This window comes from Leptolyngbya sp. FACHB-261 (assembly GCF_014696065.1).
GTDB lineage: Bacteria > Cyanobacteriota > Cyanobacteriia > FACHB-261 > FACHB-261 > FACHB-261.
Genome location: NZ_JACJPL010000001.1, coordinates 231,214 through 242,881, shown reverse-complemented (window position 1 = coordinate 242,881; position 11,668 = coordinate 231,214). Strand labels below are relative to the sequence as shown.

Annotated in this window: 12 protein-coding genes; 9 read left to right on the top strand and 3 right to left on the bottom strand. The window is 50.1% G+C overall.

What is annotated here, in order from left to right; translation table 11 throughout:
• The first annotated feature begins 109 nt into the window (after positions 1-109).
• The 6 genes from H6F94_RS01080 (at position 110) to H6F94_RS01055 (ending at position 6,047) form a co-directional block, all read left to right on the top strand.
• On the top strand, positions 110-592 hold the full coding sequence (locus H6F94_RS01080; RefSeq protein ID WP_190800377.1) for a DUF2721 domain-containing protein: 483 nt from the start codon (positions 110-112) through the stop codon (positions 590-592).
• 351 nt (positions 593-943) lie between these two features.
• Positions 944-1,267, top strand: a complete 324-nt coding sequence (locus H6F94_RS01075) for a hypothetical protein (protein ID WP_190800376.1) — start codon at positions 944-946, stop codon at positions 1,265-1,267.
• A gap of 700 nt (positions 1,268-1,967) precedes the next feature.
• Positions 1,968-3,080, top strand: a complete 1,113-nt coding sequence (locus tag H6F94_RS01070) for an L-dopachrome tautomerase-related protein (RefSeq protein ID WP_190800375.1) — start codon at positions 1,968-1,970, stop codon at positions 3,078-3,080.
• A 54-nt stretch (positions 3,081-3,134) separates the two neighbouring features.
• On the top strand, positions 3,135-3,617 hold the full coding sequence (locus H6F94_RS01065; RefSeq protein ID WP_190800374.1) for an SRPBCC family protein: 483 nt from the start codon (positions 3,135-3,137) through the stop codon (positions 3,615-3,617).
• 54 nt (positions 3,618-3,671) lie between these two features.
• Positions 3,672-4,856: a zinc-dependent alcohol dehydrogenase gene (locus tag H6F94_RS01060; protein WP_190800373.1), complete on the top strand. Its 1,185-nt coding sequence runs from the start codon at positions 3,672-3,674 to the stop codon at positions 4,854-4,856.
• 231 nt (positions 4,857-5,087) lie between these two features.
• Positions 5,088-6,047, top strand: a complete 960-nt coding sequence (locus H6F94_RS01055) for an aldo/keto reductase (RefSeq protein ID WP_190800372.1) — start codon at positions 5,088-5,090, stop codon at positions 6,045-6,047.
• Between the two features lie 116 nt (positions 6,048-6,163).
• On the opposite strand, the gene H6F94_RS01050 is transcribed toward H6F94_RS01055, so the two are convergent.
• Positions 6,164-6,592 carry a hypothetical protein gene (locus H6F94_RS01050; RefSeq protein WP_190800371.1) on the bottom strand — a complete coding sequence of 143 codons (429 nt, stop codon included), beginning with the start codon at positions 6,590-6,592 and terminating at the stop codon, positions 6,164-6,166.
• Between the two features lie 191 nt (positions 6,593-6,783).
• Positions 6,784-7,023 (bottom strand): hypothetical protein, encoded by a 240-nt coding sequence (locus H6F94_RS01045; RefSeq protein ID WP_190800370.1) that lies wholly within the window; start codon positions 7,021-7,023, stop codon positions 6,784-6,786.
• Positions 7,024-7,489: 466 nt separating this feature from the next.
• On the opposite strand from H6F94_RS01045, the gene H6F94_RS01040 reads away from it, so the two are divergent.
• The 3 genes from H6F94_RS01040 to H6F94_RS01030 all read left to right on the top strand — a co-directional run bounded on the left by H6F94_RS01040 (position 7,490) and on the right by H6F94_RS01030 (position 10,461).
• Entirely contained in the window at positions 7,490-8,935 is a 1,446-nt protein-coding gene (locus H6F94_RS01040; protein WP_190800369.1) for a cytochrome ubiquinol oxidase subunit I, read from the top strand.
• 50 nt (positions 8,936-8,985) lie between these two features.
• Complete coding sequence (locus H6F94_RS01035) at positions 8,986-9,999, top strand: cytochrome d ubiquinol oxidase subunit II (protein WP_190800368.1); 1,014 nt, start codon at positions 8,986-8,988, stop codon at positions 9,997-9,999.
• A 72-nt stretch (positions 10,000-10,071) separates the two neighbouring features.
• Positions 10,072-10,461 (top strand): DUF4351 domain-containing protein, encoded by a 390-nt coding sequence (locus H6F94_RS01030; protein ID WP_190800367.1) that lies wholly within the window; start codon positions 10,072-10,074, stop codon positions 10,459-10,461.
• An 83-nt stretch (positions 10,462-10,544) separates the two neighbouring features.
• Here H6F94_RS01030 and H6F94_RS01025 read toward each other — a convergent pair whose 3' ends face one another.
• Entirely contained in the window at positions 10,545-11,627 is a 1,083-nt protein-coding gene (locus tag H6F94_RS01025; protein WP_242040921.1) for an MBL fold metallo-hydrolase, read from the bottom strand.
• Between the last annotated feature and the right edge of the window lie 41 nt (positions 11,628-11,668).

Genomic DNA, 11,668 nt, shown 5'->3' with positions numbered 1-11,668 from the left:
TTGGGAGGCGTCGAATGGGGAGCGCTCAAAAAGTTCCTTGGCCACTACAGTTGCTGCATTGAGACGCTACTCTGCTAGAGGGCTCAAGTGTACGCGGCTCAGGAGTTGTATGAGTGCCAAATCAATTGCAGAGATCATTCAAATCATTATTGCCCCAGTTGTGATGGTGACTGCCTGCGCCATTCTCTTGGGCGGACTGCACGCGCGCTATTCTTCTATCAGTAACCGTTTGCGAGCAATGACTCGTGAGCATTTAGAATTGCTGCACGGCGGCAATAAGTCTCCTGAGTTTACAAGCGAGCGTTTGTTGCAGATAAATTTTCAACTGCCTGAGCTGCTAGCCCATCACAAACGGGTTCACGATACTCTGCAAGCAATCTACTACGCCATTATTATCTTTATTGTAAGTATGTTCTTCATTGCCTCTGCTGCTGCAACAGGCTCAGCCCAGCTAGCAACAGGAGCCTTGGTGTTTTTTCTGTTTGGAACTGCCGTGCTCCTATCGGCTATCGTACTGGCGGCAGTCGATTTCCGTACCGCACACTGCAGCGTTCAGTACGAAGTAAAAAAGAATTGTGGCTTGATGCAGTAAGTTTTGTAGAACCTGACAAGCTGCCCTTCAGTCTGAACTGAAGAGTTACTTGCCTAGTTTTCTTGCTTGTTTACTGGCAACCAGACATCAGCGACGCTCCAAGACTACGTCCGTTGCCGCTTTTAGATTAGGGCAACTTCTTAAGACAAGTTAAGACTTCTCAGAAAGCGGCTGCCTTAACCCTGCTTTCGACCAGGATTTGACCGAAAGCGGGTCAAATTCTATGCCTTAAGGTGTATTTCTTGGGGGTGAAGCCCTGAGAGAGATTGTTAAGAACAATAAAGATGGGTGTAGAGAAGTTTTAGTCTCACCGTCTGAGTAACTATTCCTAGTAATAAAAGGAAATTTGTCATGGCTGATGTAAGTCAATCTGCTGACCTCAACTTCACCATTACTGCTCTGCAACAAGGGCTGGCTTCTGTCTCTGTCAATGATGCAATTGCGCTCATCGACAGCTGGCAGCAAGAGCTTCAAGGTCAAGATATTGGTGAAGACCTGGGTGAACTCAAGGCAGCTCTAAGAAGCGGCAATAAGTCCGAAATCTCTAAGATTCTGATTGACCTGGGTGAAGACACTTCGGTTGCTGCTACCGATGCCCCTGCCGATGTTGCTTCTAAATTACAACAACTCGGACAACTGCTCATCCAGGCAGGCGAATCGGTGAAGCTAAAGTAGTTTCTAGTGCCAGTTAAGCTAACTCCCAAATCAGATTGTTTCCTTCGGGGAATAACAATTTAGTTGTCGTGCCTTTAGTCCAAAAGACCAGAGGTGTTATGGCTAAATCGTTGTTCCCCTTTACTGATTTGCTGTAAAAAATGTTAGGTTTTGGATTGATTCTTTTGCTGCTTCTAGCGCTCGTAATTGCTCAACAGCCTTGTCAAAGGTTCCAAACTCTTCTGATTCAGCTTACTAACTTTTCTGCTTTCTACAAGTAGAAATAGATGGTTTTAGGTAGCCTATCACCTACTCCATGAGGTAGATGCAAGGGTGATTCCGCATCTCTAGAATTTCCAAGGGTTGCTGGAACTTGGAAGTATTAATCGCCCAACCCTCAACCAAGGGGTGTGCATCTTTTCTGTGAATGCGGGTAACTGTATTCAAGGCGTTATTCAAGGCATTGGACCTTTGAAAAGATCTGGCCTAAACCTGATCTCGCACCGACTGTCGCTCCACGATGCGCCAGACATCTAGCAGCAATTTGATGCCCATGAAGATGCCCACGAAGATGACTGAACTGAAATCGTCCTCAAGCCAAGAGCAGCCTGACCTCTAAAGAAAACCTAAAAAACTCTGCAAAAACTTTCAAAACTCCGCCTACTAGAAAACCCTTGCTGCTTACCTGCTTTCTTTAGGCCTGCTTTAGGAGATGTTGCTCATGGTCAGTCAGTTGCAGAAATTGCCCACGGATGAGTCATTAGGCACCCTAGAGCCAGTTGCCCACTTCGATGGCGCCATGCTGACAGGCGTGACTGTGTCCCATCAAGGGCGCATCTTCGTCAATTTCCCGAAGTGGGGTGATGAGGTCACGTTCACAGTGGCAGAGATCCGGGAAGGCCGTCCTATCGCTTACCCTAATGAGGCGATCAACCAAACCAATCCTGATGACCTCGCCGCGACGCTGGTGTCTGTGCAGAGTGTTGTGGTGGATCCAAGCGATCGCCTATGGATTCTCGACACTGGCAGTCCGATGTTTAAGTCGACCCAGTACGGCGGACCCAAGCTGGTCTGTGTGGATCTAACAAGCAACCAAGTCATCAAGACGATTCTCTTTCCGCAAACTGTCGCCTTAGCGACTACTTACCTCAACGATGTCCGCTTCGATCTCAGGCGCGGGGCTGAGGGAATAGCGTTCATCACGGATTCCTCTGACCAGGGGCCGAACGGCATTATTGTGGTGGACCTGGCCTCGGGCGAAAGCTGGCGCAGGCTGCATGAGCATCCCTCAACTAAGGCTGAGGAACCGTCGAGCTTTCTGCCGATCGTTGAGGGTCGTCCGTTTATGGAGCGTCACCCGGACGGAAAAACCAAGTCGCTCAAAATGGGAGCAGACGGGATTGCGATCAGTGCGGATGGGGCACGCCTATACTACTGCCCACTGGCCAGCCGCAAGCTCTACAGCGTTGCAATTGATGCGCTTTGCGATCGCTCACTTGATGAACCTGCCGTTGCCGCAACCGTGGTTGATGAAGGGGACAGAGGCGGCGGTGCAGATGGACTCGAATCAGACGCAGCAGGCTGCATCTACGCTACAAGCTACGAACACAATGCCATCCTGAGGCGCAACCCTGATGGAGAGTGGGAGACGGTCGTACATGACCCTCACCTCCTGTGGCCCGACACGATGTCAGTCGCGACAGATGGCTACCTTTACGTCACTGCCAATCAATTGCACCGTCAGGCGAAATACCAAAACGGCAAAGATCTGCGCCAAAAGCCCTACACGCTTTTCCGCGTTCGCATTGACGCTGAACCCGTTCTGCTGCGGTGAATTTGAGCGGTGGATCCGAACAGCATCAACCCGCAAGACTAAGAGGTAATGAAGATGAGCCAACCAATCAAAGTTGAAAAAACCCTGACGATTAATAAACCCGCAGCCGATCTTTATCGCTTTTGGCATAACTTTGAGAACTTGCCTCACTTTATGAAGCATCTCAAAAGCGTAAAAGTCTACGATGCTAAACGGTCTCACTGGGTAACGAGTGGACCTTTAGATCAAACGGTCGAGTGGGATGCAGAGATCACCGAAGACCAAGAAAACCAACTAATCGCTTGGAAATCGGTGGAAAACGCAGAGATCGCTAACTCTGGTTTTATCCGCTTCCAACCCACCTCAAATGACCGTGGGACTGAAGTCAAAGTGGTCACAGAATACAACCCACCAGGTGGCGCCATTGGCGATGCCATTGCCAAACTTTTTGGAGAATCACCAAAGCAGCAGCTTGGCGATGATTTACGTCGATTCAAGATGCTGATGGAAACCGGTGAGATCGCCACAACTGAAGGTCAACCGAAAGGGCATGACTAATTACCACGGCTAATTACAAATCAGCCATTAGAACTTATTCAAATAGGAGAAATCATGAAAGCAGTTTGCTGGCAAGGGACTAATAAGGTACAGGTTGAAACCGTACCCGATCCTAAAATTATCAATCCGCGTGACGCGATCGTCAAAATTACCTCAACTGCGATCTGCGGCTCTGATTTGCACCTCTATGACGGCTACAACCCCACCATGAAACCGGGCGACATCCTGGGTCATGAATTTATGGGCGAAATTGTCGAATTGGGTAGTGGGATTCAGAATAAGCATTTGAAAGTGGGCGATCGTGTGGTTGTCCCCTTCACGATTTCCTGCGGGAGCTGCTTCTTCTGCAATCGCGATTTATGGTCACTGTGCGATAACTCCAATCCCAATGCTTGGATGGCGGAGCAAATGATGGGTTATTCGCCATCGGGTCTATTTGGCTACTCTCATTTGACTGGAGGGTATGCAGGGGGCCAAGCAGAATATGCCCGTGTTCCCTTTGCTGATGTTGGCTTGTTCAAAATTCCTAATGGGCTAGCAGACGAACAAGTTCTGTTTTTCACCGACATTTTCCCAACTGGCTACATGGCGGCAGAAAACTGTGATATCAAACCCGGAGACACGGTTGCGATTTGGGGTTGTGGTCCGGTTGGGCAGTTTGCAATTAGAAGTGCTTTCATGTTGGGCGCTGGACGCGTAATTGCAATCGACCGCGTTCCTGAACGTCTCCAGATGGCGAAAGACGGTGGAGCAGAAGTCCTGAACTATGAAGAAATCGAGGTGGGTGAAGCTCTCAAAGAAATGACTGGCGGGATCGGTCCTGACTCCGTAATGGATGCAGTGGGCATGGAAGCTCACGGGCTGGGCTTGGAAGGTTTCTATGACAAAGCCAAGCAGGCGGTGCGTTTAGAAACCGATCGACCGAATGTGTTGCGTCAGGCAATTGTGGCTTGTCGCAAGGGCGGCACGGTATCGGTTCCCGGCGTTTATACGGGCTTTGTCGATAAGATCCCGATGGGTGCTTTCATGAATAAAGGTTTGACCATGAAAACAGGACAAACCCATGTGCACCGCTATTTGCAGACGTTACTCGATCACGTTCAAAACGGTGATATCGATCCATCGTTTGTGATTACTCACCAGCTACCGATAGAGCAAGCCCCCCAAGGTTACGAAATCTTCAAGCACAAGAAAGATAACTGCATCAAGATCGTGCTCAGGCCTGGTCAAACTGCCTGAAATCAACGCTTTGAAGTTTAGCTGAGGCACTTTGTTGAGAAGAAATAGCCATGACTGCCAAAGTCATGGTTTTCTCTAATTGCGTTTATTCAGGATGTTTTCTTGCCAGGTTTTAACTAGCCAAGTTTTAAAATGTATGGGGCCAGCTGTACAGCAAGAAAATTATTAATGTCAATGCCAAGAGCAGGATATGCCCCGCTGACCTATTACTGACCCACTTAAGGAGAACCAATGTCAGAAAGTTCATCAACAGAAATGCAATATCGAACTCTTGGCAATACTGGCGAGAGAGTTTCAGCAATTGGGCTGGGCGGCTGGCACCTCGGTTTGAAGCACGTTGATGAACAACTGGCGCTCCGAATTGTGCACAGTGCCATCGATCGTGGCATCACCTTCATGGATAACTCTTGGGATTACAACGGTGGAGTCAGCGAGACTCGTATGGGAAAAGCGCTGCGTGATGGCTACCGGGACAAAGTATTCCTGATGACGAAGATTGACGGTCGCTCTAACCAGGAAGCCACCAAACAGCTAGATGAAGCCCTGCAACGCCTGCAAGTGGATCATATTGATCTGGTGCAATATCACGAGATCCTACGGTTTGAGGACCCCCATCGCATCTTCGATCCAGAAGGATCCCATGCCGCCTTAATAGAGGCACAGCAAGCGGGCAAGCTTCGTTATATTGGCTTCACTGGGCATAAAGATCCTGCTATTCATCTGCACATGCTGGAAGTTGCAGACAATTACGGGTTTCAATTTGCCACGGCTCAACTGCCCCTGAATGTGATGGATGCCCATTACCGAAGCTTCGCGAAGCTGGTTTTACCAGAACTGGTCAAACGAAATATTGGCGTTCTGGGAATGAAAAGCATGGCCAACGGCATTCTGTTGCAGTCAAATACGGTGACACCGATTGAGTGTCTTCACTATGCTCTGAATCTGCCCACATCTGTTGTGATTACAGGAATAGATAGTCTGGAGATTCTCGATCAAGCATTCGAAGCCGTGCGTACCTTCCAACCGATGACAGAAGAGCAAGTGCAAGCGCTGTTAGCCAAAACGGTAGAAGCAGGATCACGCGGTGAATTTGAGCCCTTCAAAACCTCATCCATCTTCGATAGCACGGCTCAGAATCCAGACTGGCTCGGCGAAGAACCCCAACGCCTTCAGCAGTTGATGTCAGCTTGATTGGCTGGGCTAATTGGCCGGGCTAATTGGCTGGCCCTGATTCAATGGCCTGATTGAAAAGGCTACTGGCCTGTTGCAGCAGCTTAGAACTGAATCCCACGATAGCCTCTTGGGTTCTATCTAGCCTGCTGAGGCTGTTGGCCCATAAACACAACTCGAACCTGATTGCGTTGAAATATGCCAGGTACGCTCACTTGGGCTGTCGCCTTAGGCGTGCCCACCATACAGGTGGCAGCAATAGATTGTTCGTTGTGAGCATTGAGGGCAGTGACATAGAAGGTCACGCGAGAACCCTGTATTTCAGGATGCGAAATGACTGGTAGCAAAGAGTCGAGGCAACCTTGTAATTGGAACTCAAGCGTGACCCGCGTTGCAGAGCCTGTCGCTGTATCACTGACAGGGACGCGACTCTGGGTGACATTGGTAATCCTTCCCTGGATTGGGGTTAGGCCACTTGTTTGTGCAGGCAGGGTTAGAACCTGAGCTGAGGCACTGGCAACCAACGAGAAGAAGCCGACTGCGAAACCGAGACCGCGAATTAGCATAGACCTTACGAAAACCTGTTGGGGCAAGAAGTGTTTTGTGAGACGAGGCTAACCTGGCCGCCCGCTCTGCCCCGAGTGCGTTTCAGAATCTGATACCGTCAGCGATTGCCTTGAGCCTCAGGTGCTCAGCAGCGGTTGCCTTGAGCCTGAGGTTTCAGCTCACTTAGTAGCAAGCAGCCAGCAACAGAATCTCAGGGTTCGCGATCCTCTAATTCCGACCACAGCTTTTTGGGACCGCAGCAACGGCACATCGCCTGCTCGGGTTCAGCTGGCGGTGGCTCAAGTTCCTGTTGCTCAACCTCTTGGTGCGCCAATTCTGAGATGGGCGCTAACAATCGGCGAATCTGCTCAAGCAGTCCTCTAATTTGCTTTAGAGTTTCCGCCTGCCTTGCCAGCAGGTCGTCTATGTGCCGATCCTCGTCCCGTTCCACGACTGCCACCCTACTATCAAGCAAGCCTACAACCAGAATAAGCTTAGTCCGATAGGCACGGTAAAAAACGTCTAGAGAGAGAGAGTGTGTGTGTGTGTGTGTAAAAAGATTGCGTTTTAAAAGCTACAACGCTGCCTGAATTTGAGAAATTCCAATCTAGCCTGACTCCACCAAACTGACTTTTGATGAACTTGTTTTTAGGAGCACAATTAGAAGCACAAATTAAAGAGATAACTTAGCTCACCTATTCACCGAGTGAAAGGGCTTGGATTGTGATAGTTAATACAATCATGAGGTCAACTTATGATTGAGTTTAAAATCTCAGCCAAAACACTTCGGGCGAAACATTAAAACTTTTAGGGAGAATTGACGGTAAAGAACTGCTCCTGAATAGTTTAGAGGGCAAGTTTTCAGAACAGCCCAGCTCTTCAATCAGCCCTTAATCAGCCGGAGAGACCAATTATTTATGGAATTTTTATCCGATACCGTGGTGCTGTCGCGCATGCAGTTCGCCTTGACAGCAATCATTCACATGCTCTGGCCTACTCTGACCACTGGCGTGGGAATTTATCTGGTCATGGTCGAAGGGATATGGCTTAAAACTCGTAACCCTGACTATTATCATCACGCTCGGTTCTGGTCAAAACTGTATGCCCTCAACTTTGGGATCGGCGTGGCAACCGGCATCCCCATGGAATTTCAATTTGGTACCAATTGGGCTCCTTTCTCTGAGGCGGTGGGCAATTTCTTTGGCAGCGTGATTGGCTTCGAAGCCTCTTGGGCCTTCATGCTAGAAGCTGCCTTTCTAGGCATTATGTTGTTCGGTTGGGAACGCGTTAATCCTGCGATTCATTACCTCTCAACGATCCTGGTTGCAGTCGGCGCGAATTTATCTACGGTTTGGATTTTAACGGCCAGTTCCTGGATGCAAACGCCAACTGGCGGTGAGATGGTCAATGGTAAATTTATCGTCCACGATTACTTTCAAGCCATTCTCAATCCATTCGCCGCGACCAGCGTTCTCCACATGTTTTTCGCTACTTTGGAGACTTCGTTATTTGTTGTGGGCGGCATCAGTGCCTGGTACATCCTTAACCAGCGCCATGCCAACTTCTTTGCTAAGTCATTTAAGATTGCCCTGGCTGCCGCGATTGTGGTTGCGCCTTTGCAGCTCTACATGGGACACCTGAGCGCAGAACAAGTTTATCTCTACCAGCCTGCCAAACTGGCTGCCATGGAAGCCCAGTGGGAGACGCTGCCAGCGGGCCAGCCTGCCAACTGGAGCCTAGTGTCCCTGCCTAACGAAAAGACCCAAAAAAATGATTGGGAGATCTCTATCCCCAACGCTTTGGGCTACATCCTGGAATTTAAGAAAGATCTGTCTGCTCCTGTGCGTGGCTTGAAAGAATGGCAACCAGAAGACCGACCGCATTTAGTGGGGCTCATTTATTACTGTTTCCGCATAATGGTTGGGATTGGCTTTTTCCTAGCCGCCGTGATGGGCTTCAGTATTCTCTGCTGGTTGCTCGGCAAATTTTCCGCTGAGAAGATCAGTGAGCAACGTTGGCTGATGCGAGCTTGGATGTTCGCAGCTCCCCTGGGTTTTATTGCCATTGATACGGGTTGGATTGTGCGTTGTGTGGGCCGACAGCCTTGGACGCTTTATAACCAAATTCGCACGGTAGATTCCGCCTCACATATTCCGGCTAGCAATGTGCTTACCTCACTCACCGGCTTTGCCCTTGTTTACCCTCTGTTGCTAGTTGCCAGTTTGTATTTTGGTAGCCGGATTGTACGCCGGGGTCCGGACTTTGATCTGCCCGTGCCCGGTATTGAAATCGACCGGCCTGCGGTCGATACGGCTCCTGGAGAATTTGTGCCAGATGAGCGTCCCGTAGAAGCTCAACAGTAGAAGCCCAGCAGTAGAAGCCCAATATCAGGAGCCCAACAGTAGGAGACCGCATGGAAACTCTAGAGTATTTCCTACCGCAGGTTTGGTTTGGCATTCTAGGTCTTTTTCTCTTTCTCTACGTCATGCTAGATGGCTTTGACTTGGGGGTCGGCATTTTGTCGCTGACCTCTGATGATGAAGAGCGTCGCGGCCTGCTGATGACTAGCCTGAGTAACATTTGGGATGCCAACGAAACCTGGCTGGTGCTCATGGGCGGTGGTTTGTTTGGTGCCTTTCCGCTTGCCTACGGCACGATTTTGACAGCCCTCTACATCCCAATTCTGGTGATGGTGTTTGGCTTGATTTTTCGAGCCGTAGCCTTCGAGTTTCGAGAACAGGCAAACCGTAAGTTCTTCTGGAATTTCGCCTTCGGAGCGGGCAGTTTTACGGCGGCTCTGGGCCAAGGCTTTGCGCTAGGTGCAGTGCTGAAGGGCATTAACGTCGATTCGTCGGGCCACTTTATTGGCGGCACCTGGGATTGGTTAACTTGGCAGTCAGTCCTGGTGGCGTTGACCCTGATTCAGGGCTACGTTTTGATTGGCTCAGCCTACCTAGTTTGGAAGACGGAGGGAGAATTACAGGAAACCCATTACAAAACCGCCAAAATTGCGGCCTGGACAACCATGTTAGGTGCAATTTTTATCACGATTACAACCCCAATCTTTTATGAAAGTGCGAGATCAAAACTCTTTGAGCCGCCGCTAGTTTTTGTCTTTGCCGCCATTCCGGTGTTGGGAATTTTACTGGTTTCGCGGCTACTGTCCAGTCTTGAGCGGAGAGAAGAACGTGCCCCTTTTATCTGGACAATTCTAATTTTCGTGCTCACGTTTCTTGGACTGGCGCTAGTGGTGTTTCCCTACATTATTCCAACTCGAATCACCATCTACGAAGCGGCAGCAGATCCGAGCTCGCTGGTGATCATGATTATCTTTATTGGCTTTCTCATCCCCGTGATGCTGTTCTACAACCTTTATCAGTACGTAGTTTTCCGGGGCAAGGTATCAGGTAAAGCCTATGGTGAATAGCTGTGCCTAGTAGTACCTATCAGTTTCTTCTGCCGAGTGCTTTTTGTAGAGGGCCTGATAGAACTTATAGAGATGAAGCCAACCAGCCAGCGACAGAGCGTTTCTGCTGCGGTGCAGGTTTTGGCAGTCTTGCGTTTTGATAAAGACCTAATCCGTGTTGTATTCCGTGAGGACACTATGCGAGAGTCTGTAATCTACCAGGACATCCTGCAACAGGGCTTGCAGCAGGGCGTACAGCAGGGGCTACAGCAGGGCGTACAGCAAGGTAAGCAAGAAGAAGGGGTGGCTCTGATTCTGCGTTTACTCAACCGTCGTCTAGGCTCAATTAGTTCAGAGCAGCAGCAGAGCATTCAGCAATTGTCCGTGGCTCAGTTGGAAGATTTGGCAGAAGCTCTGCTTGACTTTTCTAACTCAGCAGACTTGGAAAATTGGCTGCACGAACATCCAATGTCGAACGCTTGAGTTCTACTTGAGCTTTATCCAGCGCGACTGGTCAGAGGTAAGTGACGAGGTAAGGGCGACGAGAGACCACCCCTACCCCTAAATCAGTCTGCAACCTCAAACTGCCACAAGGTTGGCTCCCATTCGTAGCGCTCGCCCCGGGCACGAATGTGGCCTAAAGCTGGGAAAGGCATGTGGTAGGCAAGCACCAACATGGGGTTCAGGGCGACTTGGTTAAGCAGTTGACGGCGTGTGGCTGCGGCCTGCGCCGGGTCTAAATCAAATCCTGTTTGCCAATCGGGATGTTCCAGGTCGAAGGCTTCGTTGAAGAAAACATCGGCAGCATGAATGAGCCGGGACTGGCCTGAGCTGATCAGCAGCGCCGTTTGCCCTGGAGTGTGACCGGCAGCGTCAACCGCCTGGATGCCTGGAACAATCTCCTGGCCCGGTTGGAACAGCGTTACCCGCTCACGAATGGCGCTCAGGTGCCGGTGGGCAGCAGCAACCATTGCCTGCTTGAAGCCCTCACTAATTTTGAGACTTGCCAGACTGACATTGGCCGCAGTCCAAAAAGCCCACTCAGCCTTGGAGATGTAGTATCGAGCGTTCGGGTAAGCCAGCCTGCCGTATGCGGTCAGAATCCCGCCAATGTGGTCGGGATGAGCGTGGGTCAGGATCACTGTATCAATCGTCTCCGGTGGCACACCCGCCGCTCGCAAGTTAGCGGCTAGCCGTCCGAGTGTGGGGCCCAGTTCCCGGCCCGAGCCAGTATCGATCAGAATTTTGTTGCGGCCAGTGTCAAGGTAGAGCGCGTTGAAGTACAGCGTGAGTTGGTCGGCTGGCAGAAAGCGCTCACGCAGAGCTTGCTCGACCTCGGCTGGCTCAGCGGTTGGCGCGTAATTGGGTAGCGGTGGTGTGGTTAAGCTGCCGTCACTCACGACTAAGGCATCGATTGCCCCTACCTTGAAGCGGTAAACTGCTGCGTTAGTTGTGCTGCCAGTTGCACTATTGTTTGTGCTGTTGATTGCACTATTGGTTGCGCTATGAGGCGTACTATTGGTCGTACTAAGTCCTGAGGTTTGGGCTTCGGTACTGCTAAGCGTGACCCCAATACTAGAAGCAATAACAGCACAGGCAACTAGGATCAGCACGATCACCTGCTTGAATGGCTTAGAAAAATTCATCATCAATTTCTTGCAATTCTTTATCAACTCCTTGACTTGAATCC